The sequence below is a fragment of the Pseudomonas sp. Irchel 3A18 genome (assembly GCF_900187465.1).
Taxonomy (GTDB): Bacteria; Pseudomonadota; Gammaproteobacteria; order Pseudomonadales; family Pseudomonadaceae; genus Aquipseudomonas; species Aquipseudomonas cichorii.
Map to the genome: position 1 here is coordinate 13,874 of NZ_FYDI01000015.1, position 17,885 is coordinate 31,758.

Genomic DNA, 17,885 nt, shown 5'->3' on the forward strand with positions numbered 1-17,885 from the left:
CAAGCGAGCCAGTGATGTCTGGCTCGCGGGTGTGGCTGTGTCAGGATTCTATGGCGGGAAGTTGTTGCTCTATCACGCCAAGCCATCCCATGCCCGGCCAGGTTTCAAAGCCGGGTGTCAGTGCATAGCCTTGAATGGCGTTGTTCTGCTGAGTGCCGTAACCGCTTTTTTGTCCGGCCTTGGTTTGCAACTGGAGGGGCTCGCCGAGCAGGCTTTCTGTATCCGAACTGGCAATGATCCGGTGATTGGCATCGACCATCATGACCCGGCTGCGTGCGCGTTCTTCGTCACTCAGACGAACGCCGTCAATCACGGATTTGGCCTGGCTCTGCCAGTCGAAGAAAATGCCGATCACACCGACGACGGGGCTATGGGAACCGGCATTGCTGCGCACGGCTGCACTGAAGGCGCATGTCTGGGAGTTGTTCAATAACGGTTCTACCGCCACCTGCCCCGCGTAGTACTGGTCGCTGGAGCTGTGACGCAATGCGTTCTTGAACCAGGGCTCTTCGGCGACATTGGCCCCCATGACTTTCTCATAAGTGCCAGCACGGCCACAGGCAACCACTCGTCCTGTGGTGTCGGCGACCCATATGTCCAGGTAGACGGTATAGCTGTCCAGAATGATGCCCAGACGTTTGCTGGCATGAGCGCATGTCTGCGGTGTCTGAGTGGTCAGCATGTCGACCAGCGAGGCATCCGTTGCCCACCAGCGGACGTCACACGTTCGTTCGTACAGGTTGCGGTCGATGATTTCGATCATGTTCAGGGACAGGTCGGCCAGGCGCTGGCCGCGCATGTCGAAACACATGCTCTGGCCCAGTTCGATCAACTGATTGACCGAGGCTTGCAAGTCATGAGTCAGTGCACCGGCGATCTTTGAAACACGCTCGGAGATATTCTTGACCTCTTCAGCCACGACCGAGAAACCTTTGCCTGCGCTGCCGGCATGAGCCGCCTCGATCAGGGCATTGATTGCCAGCAAGCGTGTCTGTCGAGTGATGACTTGAATATCACTGACGCCCCGATTGGCTAACGCCTCTACTTCTTTGGACAGGATGACGATCCGCTCTGGCTCAATCATTTTCGTTCTACTTGAAAAATGTGGGAGTGGCGGCAGCGTTCTCGAAATTCGAGAAAATAAAACTGAAAAAGGGCCTGTTGGCCCCCTGTCATATAGTTGTCCCTGATTTATTGTTTGTTTATTGATGGCGTCCTTGATGTGTGCAAACTATCTGAAAAACATCAGTAGTGTCATCTTGCTTGTATTTAGTTTTAGTTATTACTCAGCAATGTCGTAATAAGGTAGGCAGGTGTCGTAATCAGGTTTTCAAGGAGACCCAGTTACCCACTTTTCAGACTGATCAGCCCATTACAGAAGTCCGATCAAACAGCGTGACCACGATCGATCTTGCTGCTGAGAATGATCGAGGTCGTGGTCTTTTCCACACCGTCGATACTGCCGATCAGGTCCAGCAACTGGTCCAGCTGTTCCGGCGAATCGGTGCGCAGCCAGGCGACATAATCGAACTCGCCACTGACGGCGCATAACTGCTGAACCTGCGCCAGGGTGCTGAGCCGACGCAGCACCTCTTTGCCCGAGCGAGGCTGGACGGTAATGCCCACGTAGGCCTGCAGGCCACCATCAACGACCCGCTGGCTCAGGCGTACGCCATAACCGGTGATGACCTTGGTACTTTCCAGGCGAGCGAGGCGTGAAGTGACGGTGGTACGGGCAATCCCCAGTTGCCGCGCCAGCATGGCCACGCTTTCCCGGGCATTGAGTTGCAGGGCTGCAATCAACTGGCGGTCGATATCGTCCAGAGCGAGAGGGCGGCTATCGGACACGGTGCTCTCCTTCAAAATTTCCAGCGCTTGGCGGTCCTGGACAAGCGCTCTTGCAAGCCGTCGAGGTTGTGCGCCAGTTGCTGAGTCATCAAGTGGTAACCGGTCAGCTCGGCAGGAATCGCAGCCTGGGTGGCAGTGTTTTCCGACGTGCGTGCCAGACGTTCGGTCGCACCGGTTTGTAGGGCGCGGGCCATGCCGATCAATTGCCTGCGGATCTGGCGGTAGTCGGCGTCCATGGAGGTTTTCAAAGTTGTGCCTGCGGCCTGATCGAGGTCGGCCGGGCGAATGTTTGAAAGGATCTCCAGCGTGCTCAGGCACATCCGGAAATGGCCCTGAATCGCATCCAGCTCGACCATGGAAATCTTCACTTCTTTGGACACCGACGGCAGCAGCGAGCGCAGTTGCAGCATCGTGGCGTTGAGTCTTGCGGTCAGCTTCAAGTGCTCATCGGCACTGATCGGCTCGCCCTGATGGATGCGCCCGTACACCTTGGCGCAATCGCGCAGGCCGCTGGCCAGGTTGTAGCGCCAGGAGAAGACTGCATACAGCGGCAAGGCAAAGGAGAAGGCCAGGGCCAGCGCGATACCGATCATGATATCCAGCGTTCGCCACAGACCATCACTGATCGGGTTGACCCCATGCCCGGCCACGATAAACAGAGTGATGGCCGACAGCAGCGCGGTGTAACCGCCCTTGCCGATGGCGTGATACGCGAAGAACCCGCACATCACGGACATGATCACGTAAGTCAGCAACGGGATTTCCAGATACCCCTGCTGCACCACCACAAACAGCCCAAGGCCTGCACCAATCAGCGTTCCGTATGCGCGCTCCACGGACTTCTTGCCGATATTGCCATGGTGCTGCAAACCGCCGATCACGATCAGCATCGTCACCGAAGCCCACTCGCCGTGGGGCATGTTCAGACCGGACGTCAGCAGGATCGACACCAGCAGCCCGACCACGATACGCGCAGCATGAATCAGACGCGCATGCCGGTAACGGCGATACGGATCAAGCACAGGGCGCAGAACAGGGCGTAGCCAGGAAGGGATGAAAACAGAGCGCGAATTCGTCATGCGTTAAATGGCCGCGAGGGTTGGGAAAGTGTCCATGCTTTGATGGTAGCGATCTCCAGTAAGCCACAACTGAAGGGGGAATTGTTTATTGCTTTGCCGCTTTGAGTCATTGTGACGGGTAGCAAGGACTCATGGAAAAAGCTGATGCCACATTTATCAATCACTCCGCTGGATGCTCTCCTGGACGAGCCGCGACGCATTTGTGTCGAAGGTCTGGCGGCGGGCCAACAGATAACCCTCACGGCAACGACCCGTCGTGGCGCAGGCCAGTCCTGGCAGAGCCATGCGACCTTTGTGGCCGATGCCCAAGGGATCGTCGATCTGCAGCGCGATGCGCCGATAGCGGGCGATTACGCAGAGGTATCGGCCATGGGGCTGCTCTGGAGCCAGCGTCCGCAACATGCCGCGAGCAAGGAAATCTTTCCGGACTCGGTGCTAGAACCGCTGTTGACCGAAGTCGCGCTGTCGGGCTGCGATCAATCCGTGACCATGATTCAGCGTCTCGCCGGGCCAGGCGTCAGCCGTCGCGATATTCGCGAGGGAGGATTGGTGGGCACATTATTCATGCCAGCAGGTGACGGACCGCATCCTGCCGTGATGGTCCTCAATGGCTCGGGTGGCGGCATCAACGAAGCGCGAGCGGCACTCTATGCGTCGCGAGGTTATGCCGCCCTGGCCCTGGGTTATTTCAAGGCACCCGGTCTGTCGGGCTACATCTCCAACACACCACTGGAATATTTCCAGCAGGCGCTGCTCTGGATTCGTCGCGAACTCAAACCGGAAAATGACTTCATCGCCCTGAGCGGCCAGTCCCGTGGTGGCGAACTGGTGTTGCTGCTTGGCAGCCTGTTTCCCGACCTGGTATCCGCCGTGATCGGCTATGTTCCCAGTGCCCTGGTTCATGGCGGACAAGCTGCTGCTGACCCCGCCATAGGGCGCGACGGCCCCGCCTGGCTGTATCGCGGCCAACCGCTGGATCACCTGTGGAACAACAATCGAACAGCCAATTGGGACGCCCGCGATGCCGGACGCCGCAATGCCGAATCCATTCTCACCGCACTCGACGATCCTGAAGCAGTCGCTCGCGTAGGCATCGCAGTCGAAAGAATCCGCGGCCCGGTCATTCTCCTGTCTGGCACCGACGATGCAGCATGGCCCTCCAGCCTGTTCGGGCGCATGGTCGAGCAGCGGCTGAAAGAACATCAACACCCATGGCCGGTAGAGCACCTGGATTTTCAGGATGCAGGGCATAGCATTCTGTTGCCTTACATACCGGCGACCTACAGTGATGATGGGAGTCCGAGTGCGAATGCACGGGCAAACGAACAGTCGTGGCAGGGTGTCAGGAGGTTCCTGGAAGGGGCGCTCGCTACGAAAAGATGAGCGATTCAAGTAGTATTGCCGCAACTATACCAATCAAGGTTTTCAAGCCTTGAGCCCGGCATTCACCCAGAAATACCGAATGCCGCACAGATTCGACCCAGGGGATTTTTTATGTCTGCTCAACGTCACGAGGTCAGTGACACACCGCTGGTGACCGTGATCATCGCTTCCTACAATCACGCTCGCTACATAGAAGACAGCATCAATAGCGTCATCAACCAGACCTACCCGAATATCGAACTTCTGGTTGTCGACGACGGCTCCAAGGACGAGAGCCCGGAGCTCCTGAAACAGCTTCAGGAAAAGCATGGTTTTGATTTGCGCTTTCAGGCCAACAAGGGCCTTGCCCGTACCCTCAATGACGCGATCGAGCGTGCGCGGGGCGAGTTGATTGTGCCGTTCGGCTCCGACGACATCATGTTTCCCCACCGTATTGCCACCCAGGTGGAATACATGAAGGACAAGCCCGAAGTGGGCATCTGCGCGGCCAATATCGAAACCATCGACCAGGACGGCAAGGTCATGGGCGAGCGGGAGCAGCGCAACCGCAATCTGGCATTCCGCCGTCTGGATTTCGACGACCTGTTCCTCAATCGCAAACCGGGACCGGCATCAGCCACCTTGATGTTTCGGCGCGAAGCGCTGGACAAGGTCGGCGGTTTCAACCCCGAGATTCGTCTGGAAGATATCTACATCGAGTTGTCGATTGCTCGTGCCGGTTACTTCATCGATATTCTTGGCGAGGTCTTGGCGCAGTATCGTGACCACCCCAGCAATACCTTCAAGAATGGCCGGTTCATGGTCGAGAATGTCTTGAAAACCTACGAAGTCTTTCGCGATCACCCGCAGTACGAGCAGGTGTGCATGAACTTCCGTAACTCCACGGTGCTCAAGTACGCCAACCGCGACAAGGTGCTGGCCCGGGAAATCCTGGCAGATATCCCGGTCAGGTACTGGAACAGGAAAACCCTGCGCGGTGTGTGGCGGCTGATTACTTCCTGAGTGCGCGTTCCTGCCGCCAGAGAATCAGCGACTGGGCGTAGATCAGCGCCATCGGCATCCAGATAAGGAACCAGTGTTCCTTGGGGCGTGACATGAAGGCATTGCCTTCAGTCAGCCCGGAGGCAAATCCGAACACCAGCCAGGTCGCCGCAATGGTCACGGCGGCGTGACTGCGGTAAACCCAGCAAAAGCGGATCGCCAAGCCATACAGCGTCATCCACAGAGCCAATCCCAGAATGCCGCCCGAATAGAGCACGCCCAACTCCATGTTGTGCGGGTCGGCAAGAGTGAAGTCCAGGCCCGGAATGACCACTGTCATCGATGTGCCGAAACCGTGGCCCAGCCACGGGTGTTCGCCGATCTGGCGCAGCGACTCCATCCATATCGCGGGCCGGTAGGACAGACCGCGTTGTGTGATTGCGTCGGGATGAATCAGCAGAACAGTGATCAGAACAGCAATAGCGACCCCAACGGCCAACAGGCTGCGACGTCGGTCGCCCACCAGTAACAGCCACCCCAGAGCCGCTGTCAGCCCAATCAGGGGCGTCCTTGATCCGGTTGCCATGATGGCTGCGCCCAGAAGCACCAGGCAGATAATCGGCACCGGGTTCCAGGCCTTGCGCGCCTGAAACCATGTGGCCAGCCAAAACGCAGCGAATGCGCCCAATACATGAGCGGTGAGCAACGGATTTTCGAGCACGCCGTAGCCATTGAGGCGGGCTTCACCGGCCTGCATCTCGAAAACTATAAAGTAGGTCAGGGACAGACCTGCGACCAGAACGGCAAAGAGTGCCGAAAGACGAGTGTACTGCTCCAGCCGGGAGGGGTAATGCAAGGCAATGATGCCGGTCGAAAACAACAACAACATGACGTACATCGGGCGTTTGAGCAGGCCTGGCAGATCATCCTCCGTCACGGCCCACGCAATGCTGATGAGGATATAGACGCTGAAGACACCGAATGCGATGAATAACGGGTTACAGATCAGGGTCTTCAGCAAGCGTGGCTGCAGGACCAGCGTCAGAAAGGTGGGGAAGGCCAGGAAAATATAAAAAAGCTTGTGGTAGAGCGCTCTATCCCAGATCCAGAAAATTCCTGTGAGAGTAATCAGCCAGCCTAGCGGTAGTAAGTATTTGGTGATCAGATTGCTCAAGCGTTGGTTTCTACTCTCTGGTGACACATCAACTGACATTTTTCGTGCCCATCTAAATAAACCCTGTAATTGTATGGGATACGCCTTCGATTGATCAGGGGTATCTTGCGGGCTGTTTTTTGGTGTTCCGAAAACGGTGGGCCGTAGTTTTGTGTCAAAAAATCCAGGCAGCTATTCGTCTGTATAGCAGACCTGCGGTATTCCATCCCTGTACCTGCCAGTCATCCTCAACGTGACCGGTGCCCGTAGCTTACACGTCACCGTGTGAAAAGGGCGTGTGGCTTTTATTCAAAATCATTCCAAGTTCATCATCTGTATGGAGAAATCTCCAACTCAGGAAGGTTGAGAGGCTTCCATGAGGCGATTCGAGCGTCTCTGGCGCTGGAGGTTCCCGGATGGCTCAGCAAGAGTGCTGGGAGCGCTGGACTGTGAGTTCTCGTTTATACCAGCTGTCATGGCTACGCTTGATGAAATCGAGGGGATGTTTGAGTGATGGCGACCCTGCTGCAGGTTGCAACGCCGGAGCGTCCTGATCGGAGGCTTATCGGCACTGGCCCTCGCTAAGACCAGACTCTTTGTCACATGGGCACGTTAACCATCTGTTGGCGTATCTCAGTGGCAGTTTTGCCCTGGGTCTCAACCATCGTGCCTGATGTCCGAATCCGGGTAATATCTGCATCGTTCAAACCCAGGCTGCACAGGCTATCAACCCAGCGTTGCAGACGCTCCGCAGCCGTATGCCTGTCGGGTCAAGAGTTGCACATGTCATCAGGAAACGGCCGGCTTTCCCAGGTGCCGGGTCGACGGTATTCAAACACCCCGCAATCACAACGACACCACCAGAGGGTGCCCTTGCCCGAGCGGCTTGGACGATACCAGGCAATTGCGGTTATCTTTCCGCGTCGCTTGCCGGTGTAATCGGCGGCGTTTTCGGGGCGGGGGGAGAGGTGGGGTAGGCGGTTGAGGATGGTTTGGCTCCTTGTGGTGTTCATGCATGTTTTCTATTCAGCAGCTACAGATTGATGGCGTAGGGCTGATGCCAATTGTCTAAGGCTAGCCCAGAAGCCAAGTGGGTTTGTTCGGAATAGGAAATACACTTCCTGTTCTGGCTTCTATGCAACGTGTTGAATGCTCATTTTTTGAGCAGCACCTGATGGACTACAACGTTGCCTTCGGCACAACCTTCAAGCGCTTGCGACGCCTGAAACGCATGACCCAGGAAGATTTCGGGGCTGTGGTGAGCGAGCGCTATGTCCGGATGCTGGAGAAGGGGGAGTACTCGCCAACCTTGGGGGCTGTTGCCGATCTCGCTCAGGTCTTGCAGATGAGTCCGGTTACGCTGATTGCGCTGGTGCAGGCGGAGTATTTGGGTTTGGATGCGGGGAATCTACTGGAAGAGGTGGTGAGGGATGTGCAGGTTTTTGGTGGGGGTGATTCAGCGAGGTGATGCAGAGGAGGGGCTTTAGCTTTCTCAACCCGGTTGCAAAGTGAGCGTTGGCTGTTGCACCTTTGGGCGTATTGCTGAACTGAATCGCCCCGGGTTTCGTAGACACCTCTTTGCCTTAAACTGGGGTCAATTAGGAGGTGCCATGAGCAACCCGCGTTACCCCGAAGAATTCAAAATCCAAGCGGTCAATCAGGTGATCGAAAAGAAGCTGCCTGTCGCTGATGTAGCGGCTCGTCTCGGCGTGTCGACGCATAGCCTCTATGCCTGGATAAAGCGCTACAGCAAACCTCAACAAGAACGGCAGCAGGATGATGATCAGCATGCTGAGCTGCGTCGTCTGCGAGCGGAACTCAAGCGGGTGACTGAAGAGCGAGACATATTAAAAAAGGCCGCCGCGTACTTTGCCAAGGAGTGCGGTTAAAGTACGCCTTTATCAAACAGCGCGCGGGCGACTATTCGATTCGACGGCTTTGCATGGCGCTGAAAGTCCATCCCAGTGGGTATTACGCCTGGTTGTCTGAGCCGCAATCTGCACGCGCCAAAGACGATCAGCGACTGCTGGGTTTGATCAAGCATTCATGGCTGGAGAGCGGCGGCGTTTATGGCTATCGCAAAATCCATGACGATCTGCGCGAGGTCGGTGAGGATTGTGGTCGTCATCGTGTGGCGAGGCTGATGCGTCTTGAAGTGCTACGCTCTCAGACAGGGTATCGACGTCGCCCTAGAAAGTACGGCGGTAAGCCAGCGGTCGTCTCCCCCAATTTACTGAAGCGCCAGTTTGATGTCGTAGAGCCCAACAAGGTTTGGGTCACCGATATCACCTACATTCGTACGTATGAAGGCTGGCTGTATTTGGCTGTGGTGCTGGATCTGTTTTCTCGCCAGGTCGTTGGCTGGTCCATGAAGTCGCAGATGACCAGTGATTTAGCCATTGATGCGTTATTGATGGCGGTTTGGAGACGTAAACCGAAGCAGGAGGTGATGGTTCACAGCGACCAAGGGAGCCAGTACAGCAGCTCCGATTGGCGCAGCTTTTTGAAGGCGAACAACTTGGTTGCCAGCATGAGCCGCCGAGGCAACTGCCATGACAACGCCGTGGCCGAAAGCTTTTTCCAGCTTCTAAAGCGGGAACGGATCAAGCGAAAAATTTATACCACGCGCCAAGATGCTCGTAGTGATGTGTTCGACTACATCGAGATGTTCTACAACGTAAAACGTCGTCATGGTTTCAACAATCAGCTGTCGCCAGTAGAGTTTGAAAAGCGTTACGTAATGAGCTTGCAAGGTGTCTAAAAAATCCGGGGCGATTCAGCTGCGCCTTGGTTGCTTCCGCTCTCTACTTTGTGGGCTTCTTGGTAGGGCTCACTTCACGCATTGCAGAAGCGCCTTTTCGAGCGTCAGTCGCTCGGAGCCGCTGCGCTGGATATACACACCCCTACCATTTCATCCTCGGTGCGTCGTGACCAATCCTCGGCGTCGCGTTTGGTGCGGAAGGTTTTGGTATTAGTTGGCCATCCGGTCTTGCGGATAACCCTTCTAGGTGCCGGCAGGGGTTTTGACGATTGTGGCCATCTGAAGGACTCCAAAGGCGTGCAAGCGAAGCCGCACTGTATTTGTACCTTCGGACCATAGGACTGATCCGGCTGCCACAAACCCAAAAAGACGAAAGCCGTGCAAAGCGCAGCTTCCTAAAACATGGTGGGCCCACACGGACTCGAACCGTGGACCAAAGGATTATGAGCGAGCTAAGGTGGCGTTTCTCAGTGTCGCTTACCGTTCCTGCTATTTCATAAAGTCCATTAAAAACAGGGAGTTTCAACGTTTATTTGTTTTCCAGTGTTTCAGTTAGTATCCTGGTTTTTCGTCCGAAACGGGGAAGGAACGGGGAACGCAATGGCAAAGCGTGCAAGGTTGACCGACCTGGAAGCTCATGCGGTCAAGACCAGGAAGTCAGAGCCGGTCGGTTCGCGGGGCAAGGGAACGTTGCTCCTAGAGCGCAAGGCATCCGGGGCTATTAACGCCTACTACCGTGAGAGAACGCCTACTAGCGATCAGCGTTTGCCGCTTGGCACCCTGGCCCGTAAACCACGACCAGAAACAGGCGAGCTCACGCTAGACGAACTGAGGTCTGATGCTATGCGCCTCGCTGGTGAGGTTGGGGCCGCCGGCGGCATTGGCAAGTATCTGGAGCGAGTTGCAGAGCATAGTGCGGCTATGGAGCAGGAGAAGCTTCGGCTGCAGCGCCAGGCTGAGGCTATGGCACGACGCGGTACCTTTGGCGAGCTGCTGGATAGCTATGTGAGCAAAATGGTGGGGGAGGGCAGAGTAAGCGCCAAAGAGATCGATAACATGTTTCGGCTGCATGTTAAGAACTACCATCCGGTACTGGTAGATCGTGCAGCCGCAGACATTGAGCCAGAAGACATACAGCTCATCCTGGCCGGTGTGCTGGGGCGCAAACCTAAAGGACGGGGGATCGGTCACAAAGCAGCGGGAACATCGGCCAATGGAATGCGGACGACGTGTGACAAACTCCGGCGCTATCTGCAAGCCGCCTTCAGTCACGCGGCTAAAGCTCACCTTGCTCCTGAGCGACTAGCCAATGAGGGCAAAGTCTTTTCGATCCGCTCCAACCCAGTCAGGGATATTCCTGTCACCCAAGGTACAGGGGCCGGTGATACCGAGTCGCTGACCCCATATGAGTTGGGAACGCTTCTGAGGCACCTCGATACACTTCCTGCCAGGCATGCGGCCATTGCCAAGGCAGCCATCTACCTGGGTGGTCAACGCCTTACCCAGCTATGCACGGTGCCGTGGGAGGCAGTCACTGAGGACACGCTCTGTCTTATGGATGGGAAGGGTCGCAAGCTCCAGGCCTGGGAGCATTTGCTACCGATCACCGAGCGAGTCGGCCAAATCCTCAAGCCACTCCTGGATGACCGAATTGGCCCAGGGCCTTTCTCGCTGACACTTGGGAAGTCCGCGAATCCAAACACCATCTCTGCCATATTTATCGATGCTGGCCGCTTCCTTTCCGCTACTGGTAAGGCCCGTGCACTTACCTGGAAGAATGTTCGCGTAACTGCTGAATCGCTCCTGGCGCACTTGGGGGTTGGCTCCGAGGTGCGGGCCTGGTTGCTGTCCCATGGCCGCAGTGGAGTGCAGGCAAAGCACTACGACCGGTATAGCTACTTGCCAGAGAAACGCGCCGCTCTGGAGCAGTGGGGTAGGTACCTGGATGGCCTGGCCAATGGTGATTCACCTGCTAATGTGGTGCTGCTAAGCCGTCGTCGAAAAAAATCAGACGAACGGTAGCTTGTGTCGCTGAAAAGATATTTTTCCCAAATAACCTTATATGATCCCAATAAAGAAAAATGAGGTCTAAAAGCCTTTTAAATCAGCTTCTTGGTAGGTTTTTCAAGTTCTCTTATTGATTGTTTTAGGCGAGAAACCGTAGATACCATGCGCTCACTGGATGAACACCGCGAACTGTTCTGAAACCCCTGGATTAGAGGGGGCAGATCAGAATGGATTCGTGAGTTTTGGTGTGTTGCAAGCAAGAAAGCCCCGGTATTTGCCGTACCGGGGCCCATTGGGCGAGGACGGTATCAGCGTCCTCCTGCGTACCACGACAAGCCAGTAAACGTTCCGAGAAGTGCAGCGGTTGCAGAGATTTTGACTTGGGTTGTTGACCCCGCGAGAACTGTATTGCTAGTGGTAGGGCGATGCAAATTTTCTGTATTCCATCCGTTACTCAGCTTCTTGGTTTCGCTAGCGCATAGAGAAATCGACGATGACCTCCGCCACTGACAATGCACCAGTTCCGAATGTTCCGCGTGCTGGTATCCGTGCCACCACCGAACAGCTATGCACCCTTTACCAGATCAGCCGCACCACCTTTTGGCGCTGGACGAAAGCCGACAACTTCCCCGTACCGATCCGTGCTGGTCGCGTCCTGCGCTGGGATGCAGAGGCCGTAGACGCCTTCCTAACTAATAGGAGGGGTTGAACCATGCCGATTCGCACAGCGACTACACCGAGGGTTGCAAAGTCGAGCGTGCGCCGCTATCGTTTATCTGTCGCTGTCAATTTAGCGACCGGGTTTGGCGACCCGATTACTGTTAGGCGCACAAGCGCCCCCATCACGATTGCAGGCGCTTTTTTTGTGCCTGCACATTCTGTTTATGGTGGCTGTGCGTGGGAGACCCTCGGGTCTGCCGGGTGCCTAACGTCCCGGTTCGCCAACCTGCGCACAGCTGCCGCCCTAAATCGTTTGGCGACGATCAGTGGCAGCTCCAACCCTACGTTAGGAGTACCGCCAATGACAGTCCTCATTCCGCCTGTAATCCGTGCACTCGCTCACCGCCGTATGGCCTTGAGTGCCCTCCGCGCAAATTCATCTCTCTCTGTACGTCTCAAGCGCTACAACGCCCACATGAACATTGTTCGTACCTTGGAAGGTCATGGGGGGTGCAATGAGCAAGCCACAAATCAACAACTCTTATGCCTTAGCTCCCAGGAGCTCATCTCGCTACGCTCGACTCTTTACCAGCGTGGGCTGTTCGCCCATACCCCGGAAGGGCAGTGTCCTGCACTCATTGACTGCACACCGCCGCTGCGGAAACCGGCTGGCTGATGAGCCGGAGCACTGGCCGCCATTGATGTGAGCTGTTGCGAAGCGGTTACAGGCGTATCAGACCTGTGACCTTTCTCCCCTCATTACGGGACGATTGAGATGAACACTTTTCAAGAGCGCGGTGATGCGCTTACGTGCTCGGCTTGCCTGAAAAAAGCCTTTGATGTGCTGAACCAGGATAAGCAAAGCACTCAAGACGGGTATGTGAAGCACGTTCGGACATACCGCCAGGTTGGCGACCAGGAACGCCTCCAACTGGGCGATTACGGCACTGCAATTGCCGGAGACAGTGGTACTGCCGTCACAGGCGAAAGCGGTACGGCAATGGTAGGGGATCGGGGCTCTGCGTTGGCTGGAATGTTCGGGACAGCCAGTGCTGGAGAGTGGGGGCATGCCGCCGTTGGTGACGGTGGCGTGGCCTATGCATTGGATTGCGGCATTGCCACTGCTGGGCGTTTGGGTGTAGCCACTGCTGGTGACTATGGTGCTGCCTCAGTCGGAGCGCAGGGAACGGCCAGTGCAGGAGTTGGGGGCACGGTTTGTGCCGGTGAGCAGGGCGAAATTCGCCTGAAGTACTGGGATAGCCAGGCACAGCGCTATCGCACCGCAACCGGCTATATCGGTGAAAGCGGTCTTGAGCCGAACACTCGCTACATACTGAATAGCAGGCATGCATTCGCGCGCTCCGACCAAGTAGGAGGGGGACGCGATGACCAGTAACAAGCCCGCCAATCTCCGTGCTCGAGTTGAGCTTGTTATCGCGTCGGCCAAGCAGCTTTGGACGCGATACCAAATCAGCCGGTCCATCTGGTGGCGTTGGACGAAAGCCCCATCTTTCCAAGCACCAGTTCGCATCGGGCACACGGCGCATTGGAACGTGAAAGAGGTGGATCGCTACTTGACCCGGCGCAAAGCCAAACAGGGAGCAAGGCAATAATGAAGAAACCAGGCCCTGTTGATTTGATCCGCCATGCCGCCCGGTACGCCCTGAATGCAGCCGAAACGCTACTGCCTGAGTGGCTACCAGAAGGCAAACGTAAAGGCCGCGAATGGGTGGCCACGAATATCGCTCGCGGTGATCGGCAAGCCGGTTCCTTCGGTGTGTCCCTAGACACTGGCCGTTGGAATGATTTTGCAGATAGCGCTGCCCATGGTGGCGACCTTGTGTCGCTCCTGGCCTATCTGCGCGGCTATGGGCAAACGGTTGCGGCCAGGGAAATTGATGAGCGGCTACGGCTCGGGCTGTACCAGCCAAAAGTCACTACCACGGACCTGGACAGCGAGCAACGCCGCCAGGTTGACCAAGATCAACGCCGACAGTTCGAGCTGGAGCATCGGGCGCTCAAGCTTCGTTCGCAGCGGCTCCAGGAAGAGAAGAACCGAGAGGCAGCTCGACAAGCAACGGAGCTGTGGCGCATGGCACGGCCAGCCGATGGGTTACATGCCTATCTGGTCGCCAAGGGGGTTCGGCCGCACCTTCTGCGACAGATGACTCAAGGACGTTTGATCGTGCCTTTGTGTGATGACGGGCGGCTTGTAAACCTACAGACCATCATGCCCAGCAGTGAAAAGCGGTTCCTGCCGGGTGGCCGGGTTCAAGGATGCTATTCACCCCTGGGCAAGTTCACCGCGGGCTCTCGTCTGTATGTATGTGAGGGCTGGGCCACCGGTGCGACGCTGCATCAGAACACGGGATGTCCTGTTGTCTGCGCGATGAATGCGGGCAACCTCAAAGCGGTAGCTCTGGCTATGCGCGAGCGGTACGGCGAGGACGTCGATCTCGTGATCGCAGGTGACGACGACCGACAGACACTCGGCAACCCAGGAAGGACTGCGGCCTGCAGCGCGGCTAGGGCAACGGGCGCTCAGGTGACTTTCCCGGAATGGCCTGATGACGCACCGCCAGATCTATCCGATTTCAACGACCTGTACCTCTGGCTATTCGGTCAGACCAAAGAGATCTGCAAGGTATGAGCATTACCGAAAAAAACCGTAACCTGAGCCTGGTTTGCGAGCCCACGGCACGCCTCATGGAAAGGATCGACCGACCAAGCTATGCAGTGTACGACGAGCCCACAGTGATCGATGGACGGCACTGCAAACCCGGCACCTGGTATCACGGCTTAAAACAAAGCGGCGCGGACGAAAAGGCCACACCATTCGACCACTGGATCTGTGCGCCGCTGCACGTCGAAGGTGAGACAGTCAGCACGGAAGACGGAGGCATCGGGCGCTTGCTGTCGTTCACGCACCGGTGGCGTCGGATTGAATGGGTCATGCCCATGGAGGCGTTAGCGGGTAAAGGTGATGAGGTGCTGAAAGTGCTGATGAGCAAGGGCTTAGTCATCGAGCACAGCCAGCGCCGACATATCGTCCCTTACCTGGCAAGCCACCACCTGCCCGACGTAGTGATATCGACTACGGGCAAACCCGGTTGGCATGAGTCGGGGGCCTTTGTGATGCCCTCACGGGTTATAGGCGGTGAGAACGTTCGCTTCCAGGACTCAGGCAAGGCCGCGAACATCTTCACGTCCAAGGGCTCTCCCTACGACTGGCAGAGCGATGTTGCGAAGCGGTGTACAGGCAATCCTGTACTAATCCTGTCTGTCTGCTGTGCCCTCGCTGGCCCATTGCTCGCCAAGGTGGGGGTCAACGGGGGCGGTGTACACCTGGTAGGCGACTCGTCGAGTGGTAAATCCCTGGCACAGCTCATTGCGGCCTCTGTGTGGGGCAATCCCGGCACCTTCGCCGCTTCTTGGGATGTGTCCAAGGGGGGCGTCGAGATCGAGGCGTCGTCACGTAACGATACCGTCTTGATCCTGGACGAGATCAAGCGGGCCGACCCGAAGCGTGTCCAGGAGATGGCCTATGCAATTGCCAACGGAATGGGCAAAGGGACCATGACCCGAGAGCGCGAGGGGCGGTCAAAATTGACCTGGCGGGTGTTGGCCTTGTCCAGTGGCGAGCGATCGCTGACGGACCACGCCGCCATTGGCGGCGGCGGTACTCACGCCGGTGCTGAGCTGCGCATGGTGGACGTGAATGCGGGCACTCGTACACACCGGGCGTTTGATGATGTGCACGGGATGACCGGCCAGGAGTTTCACCGCGTACTGAACGAGGCAGTAAGCCGCAACTACGGACACATCGGCCCGTTGTTTGTCGAATCACTGATCCAATCGCCTGAGGATTGGTACGAAACATTCAGCAAGGTGCGTAACGAGTTTGCCACGGAGAGTTCACAAGCAGGCAGGGTTGCAGATCGGTTTGCAATCATGGCTCTGGCGGGTGAACTGGCGATACTCCGCGAGTTCCTTCCCTGGGAAAGCGGGAGTGCTATCAAGGCGTGCCGCCAGTTGTTCCATGAGTGGGTGGCCACGGTCGGTGATGGCAACGCCGAGGATAGGCAAATTTTGCGCGGTATTTCAGACTTTCTAGAGCGTTTCGGTGACAGCAAGTTCTCAGATTTCGATTATAAATATGGCCATACAGCCATAAAAGAACGTGCGGGGTACTTTGAAATGGAGGACGAAAAACGTCTGTACTACTTCAACCACAGTTCGATAAAGGAGGCTGCGAGTGGATTCTCAATTGACCGAATTATCCGTGCTTTGGTGAACGCAGAGGCACTGGCGAAAATGGACAACGAAACAGGTAGAAGTAGGCATCAGAAAAGCCACAGACTTCCTGGCGGTGGTAAAGGCCGTTTTTACGTCATTGATCCCGACAAACTGATTTAACCGTTTCCAGCACTGTTCATCAATGAGCGCCCTGCGACTATCAGTCGTGGGGCGTTTTTGTCTCTCGTGAATAGACAGGCGATAAGTAGGATCAATAGCGCACCACTTCACTGGTGACGATGGAGTCGCACACGCTGGTGAAGCAAAAGCGCTCGCCAAGGTGGTGGGATCTCACCGTCCGAATTCCCCCCAAGACCGTATCGCCTGCCCCCCGAAAATCGTAGGCAGAGCGTCGGCACCGCTCGTGGCACTCTTCGGACAACTTAACGTATCCGCCGCGCTGAAAAATCAGGGGAACATGGGGAACATGGAAATAAACTAGAAAATCCGGGCATCAAGCTGTTCCCTCTAAATATAGATATATGGGAATGGGGGAACACATCTATTTAATTATAAGTAGTCTTTCCAGGCCTTCGATTTTTTGGCTGTTCCCCCCGAAAAAAGGTGGGGAACAGAAAAATGCTCTGTAAGCCATATAGTTCAAGGCTTTCAGTGATCGCACCCAATTCCCCGCGAAAAAGCTTCAGTGTGTTTGTGTGTGTATTTACGACTCGCTTGACATGGTTTCAATGATTTGTTCTCGATCGGACGCGAGGGTAAGCAGCCCACCCGCTTGGCGAGCCGCTTTTGCTTCATCTGTGCGCAAGACGGATAGGGGGTAATCGTGTTGGTTTGTGGTCACTTGTTCAAAACCCTGTTCATCGTTTTGAACGCCAGTGCCAGGCTCGACGTTCAAGCCTTGCAAGTGCTGGAATAACATTATTTGCTCAGGCTCAGATAAAGCTTTCAATACGCTCATTGTTCTATGTTGCGACGGATAGGTAGAAGGCTTGAGCGTATGTGAATATTGAAAGTTTGATATAAACGAGTGACAACACTTCGGATTGGTGCAATGACAGAATATCTTGGTGTGAACAATTGATACTTTTTCAAAGTCGAATATGTACGCTTTTCCGCCACATTCATTGCAGTAAATTCGCATAGCACTCCCTTTAAATACGTATATATGAGCTGTAATATGTTAATATTAACATATGCGAACGACTTCTTGAGTGCTTTAGCTTGGGTCGCTCTCTATTATAAAGCTTATACTTTAGGGAGGCACTTATGCCCCGATCTCTTGTATCTTCTTGGAAGCGTGTAGCCACTAGCGGCCCTACTATTGACGGTCGTGAAATAAAAGCTCAAGAACTGCGCGATTGTGCAGAGACTTACAGCACATTGAAATATACCGCTGTAATTTGGGCTGAGCATGACCGTTGCCATGGGGCGCATGGAACTGTTCATGCGGTGCGCCTGATTGAAAACGATCCTTCGTTTTCCAAAGGCCAAGTGGGGCTTGAGGTGCAGATGAAGCCAAACTATCGATTATTGAGGCTTAATAAGGAGGGCGAGAAATTGTTTAGCAGCGTGGAAATTACACCTAACTTCGCAAACTCAGGTCGTGCCTACATGACGGGACTGGCTGTAACCAATGAGCCAGCCAGCATCGGAACACAAGAGCTTCACTTCTCTAACAGGGCCAGAGCAACGACCTACAGGACCGCGCCTATTCCTATGAGGACGGGCATCACCAGCAAACTGTTGAGACAGAGCC

Annotated in this window: 14 protein-coding genes and 3 pseudogenes; 11 read left to right on the plus strand and 6 right to left on the minus strand. The window is 55.7% G+C overall.

Annotated features, from left to right (window positions below):
* Positions 1-40: 40 nt before the first annotated feature.
* The 3 genes from CKW23_RS21800 to CKW23_RS21810 form a co-directional block, all read right to left on the minus strand.
* Positions 41-1,084: a methyl-accepting chemotaxis protein gene (locus tag CKW23_RS21800; protein ID WP_095068321.1), complete on the minus strand. Its 1,044-nt coding sequence runs from the start codon at positions 1,082-1,084 to the stop codon at positions 41-43.
* Positions 1,085-1,386: 302 nt separating this feature from the next.
* Complete coding sequence (locus CKW23_RS21805) at positions 1,387-1,848, minus strand: Lrp/AsnC family transcriptional regulator (protein ID WP_095068322.1); 462 nt, start codon at positions 1,846-1,848, stop codon at positions 1,387-1,389.
* A gap of 11 nt (positions 1,849-1,859) precedes the next feature.
* Positions 1,860-2,927, minus strand: a complete 1,068-nt coding sequence (locus CKW23_RS21810) for an FUSC family protein (RefSeq protein WP_025258325.1) — start codon at positions 2,925-2,927, stop codon at positions 1,860-1,862.
* Between the two features lie 144 nt (positions 2,928-3,071).
* On the opposite strand from CKW23_RS21810, the gene CKW23_RS21815 reads away from it, so the two are divergent.
* Positions 3,072-4,310 (plus strand): acyl-CoA thioesterase/BAAT N-terminal domain-containing protein, encoded by a 1,239-nt coding sequence (locus tag CKW23_RS21815; RefSeq protein ID WP_177434665.1) that lies wholly within the window; start codon positions 3,072-3,074, stop codon positions 4,308-4,310.
* 111 nt (positions 4,311-4,421) lie between these two features.
* Positions 4,422-5,312, plus strand: coding sequence for a glycosyltransferase (locus CKW23_RS21820; protein ID WP_025262627.1), 891 nt, complete (start codon positions 4,422-4,424; stop codon positions 5,310-5,312).
* Here the strand turns inward: CKW23_RS21820 and CKW23_RS21825 are convergent.
* Positions 5,302-6,504 (minus strand): O-antigen ligase family protein, encoded by a 1,203-nt coding sequence (locus tag CKW23_RS21825; protein WP_095068323.1) that lies wholly within the window; start codon positions 6,502-6,504, stop codon positions 5,302-5,304. The genes CKW23_RS21820 and CKW23_RS21825 overlap by 11 nt on opposite strands.
* Positions 6,505-6,868: 364 nt before the next feature.
* Between CKW23_RS21825 and CKW23_RS27300 the strand changes: the two are divergent.
* From CKW23_RS27300 to CKW23_RS21840, 3 genes and pseudogenes are all read left to right on the plus strand, one after another.
* Positions 6,869-6,958: pseudogene (locus CKW23_RS27300) on the plus strand (transcriptional regulator); the annotation flags it as partial.
* 660 nt (positions 6,959-7,618) lie between these two features.
* Positions 7,619-7,912 carry a helix-turn-helix domain-containing protein gene (locus CKW23_RS21835; protein ID WP_159918440.1) on the plus strand — a complete coding sequence of 98 codons (294 nt, stop codon included), beginning with the start codon at positions 7,619-7,621 and terminating at the stop codon, positions 7,910-7,912.
* A gap of 142 nt (positions 7,913-8,054) precedes the next feature.
* Positions 8,055-9,205 (plus strand): IS3 family transposase gene (locus CKW23_RS21840; RefSeq protein ID WP_095068325.1). Its coding sequence is split into 2 segments (ribosomal slippage): positions 8,055-8,292 and positions 8,292-9,205, totalling 1,152 coding nucleotides; the frame shifts between segments, so codons are not numbered across the junction.
* A gap of 46 nt (positions 9,206-9,251) precedes the next feature.
* Here the strand turns inward: CKW23_RS21840 and CKW23_RS21845 are convergent.
* A pseudogene (locus CKW23_RS21845) lies at positions 9,252-9,484 on the minus strand (site-specific integrase); the annotation flags it as partial.
* 321 nt (positions 9,485-9,805) lie between these two features.
* Here CKW23_RS21845 and CKW23_RS21850 point away from each other — a divergent pair.
* The 5 genes from CKW23_RS21850 to CKW23_RS21880 all read left to right on the plus strand — a co-directional run bounded on the left by CKW23_RS21850 (position 9,806) and on the right by CKW23_RS21880 (position 16,288).
* A complete protein-coding gene (locus CKW23_RS21850) occupies positions 9,806-11,227 on the plus strand; it encodes an integrase (RefSeq protein WP_095068326.1) in 1,422 nt (473 codons plus the stop codon).
* Positions 11,228-11,705: 478 nt separating this feature from the next.
* Entirely contained in the window at positions 11,706-11,921 is a 216-nt protein-coding gene (locus tag CKW23_RS21855; RefSeq protein WP_095068327.1) for an AlpA family transcriptional regulator, read from the plus strand.
* Positions 11,922-12,647: 726 nt separating this feature from the next.
* On the plus strand, positions 12,648-13,268 hold the full coding sequence (locus tag CKW23_RS21865) for a hypothetical protein (protein WP_095068329.1): 621 nt from the start codon (positions 12,648-12,650) through the stop codon (positions 13,266-13,268).
* Positions 13,269-13,484: 216 nt separating this feature from the next.
* Positions 13,485-14,522 (plus strand): toprim domain-containing protein, encoded by a 1,038-nt coding sequence (locus CKW23_RS21875; protein ID WP_095068331.1) that lies wholly within the window; start codon positions 13,485-13,487, stop codon positions 14,520-14,522.
* Positions 14,519-16,288, plus strand: coding sequence for a DUF927 domain-containing protein (locus CKW23_RS21880; RefSeq protein WP_095068332.1), 1,770 nt, complete (start codon positions 14,519-14,521; stop codon positions 16,286-16,288). Before CKW23_RS21875 ends, CKW23_RS21880 begins: the two co-directional genes overlap by 4 nt.
* Positions 16,289-16,832: 544 nt before the next feature.
* Here the strand turns inward: CKW23_RS21880 and CKW23_RS27305 are convergent.
* Entirely contained in the window at positions 16,833-17,270 is a 438-nt protein-coding gene (locus CKW23_RS27305) for an ogr/Delta-like zinc finger family protein (protein ID WP_095068333.1), read from the minus strand.
* A 125-nt stretch (positions 17,271-17,395) separates the two neighbouring features.
* On the opposite strand from CKW23_RS27305, the pseudogene CKW23_RS21890 reads away from it, so the two are divergent.
* Positions 17,396-17,854: pseudogene (locus tag CKW23_RS21890) on the plus strand (GPO family capsid scaffolding protein); the annotation flags it as partial.
* Positions 17,855-17,885 lie beyond the last annotated feature (31 nt).

What these genes read in the sequence shown, in the direction of transcription:
- CKW23_RS21800 (WP_095068321.1), bottom strand. Translation starts at nt 1,084, where the DNA reads ATGATTGAGCCAGAGCGGATCGTCATCCTGTCCAAAGAAGTAGAGGCG.
- CKW23_RS21810 (WP_025258325.1), bottom strand. Translation starts at nt 2,927, where the DNA reads ATGACGAATTCGCGCTCTGTTTTCATCCCTTCCTGGCTACGCCCTGTT.
- CKW23_RS21815 (WP_177434665.1), top strand. Translation starts at nt 3,072, where the DNA reads ATGCCACATTTATCAATCACTCCGCTGGATGCTCTCCTGGACGAGCCG.
- CKW23_RS21820 (WP_025262627.1), top strand. Translation starts at nt 4,422, where the DNA reads ATGTCTGCTCAACGTCACGAGGTCAGTGACACACCGCTGGTGACCGTG.
- CKW23_RS21825 (WP_095068323.1), bottom strand. Translation starts at nt 6,504, where the DNA reads ATGTCAGTTGATGTGTCACCAGAGAGTAGAAACCAACGCTTGAGCAAT.
- CKW23_RS21835 (WP_159918440.1), top strand. Translation starts at nt 7,619, where the DNA reads ATGGACTACAACGTTGCCTTCGGCACAACCTTCAAGCGCTTGCGACGC.
- CKW23_RS21850 (WP_095068326.1), top strand. Translation starts at nt 9,806, where the DNA reads ATGGCAAAGCGTGCAAGGTTGACCGACCTGGAAGCTCATGCGGTCAAG.
- CKW23_RS21855 (WP_095068327.1), top strand. Translation starts at nt 11,706, where the DNA reads ATGACCTCCGCCACTGACAATGCACCAGTTCCGAATGTTCCGCGTGCT.
- CKW23_RS21865 (WP_095068329.1), top strand. Translation starts at nt 12,648, where the DNA reads ATGAACACTTTTCAAGAGCGCGGTGATGCGCTTACGTGCTCGGCTTGC.
- CKW23_RS21875 (WP_095068331.1), top strand. Translation starts at nt 13,485, where the DNA reads ATGAAGAAACCAGGCCCTGTTGATTTGATCCGCCATGCCGCCCGGTAC.
- CKW23_RS21880 (WP_095068332.1), top strand. Translation starts at nt 14,519, where the DNA reads ATGAGCATTACCGAAAAAAACCGTAACCTGAGCCTGGTTTGCGAGCCC.
- CKW23_RS27305 (WP_095068333.1), bottom strand. Translation starts at nt 17,270, where the DNA reads ATGCGAATTTACTGCAATGAATGTGGCGGAAAAGCGTACATATTCGAC.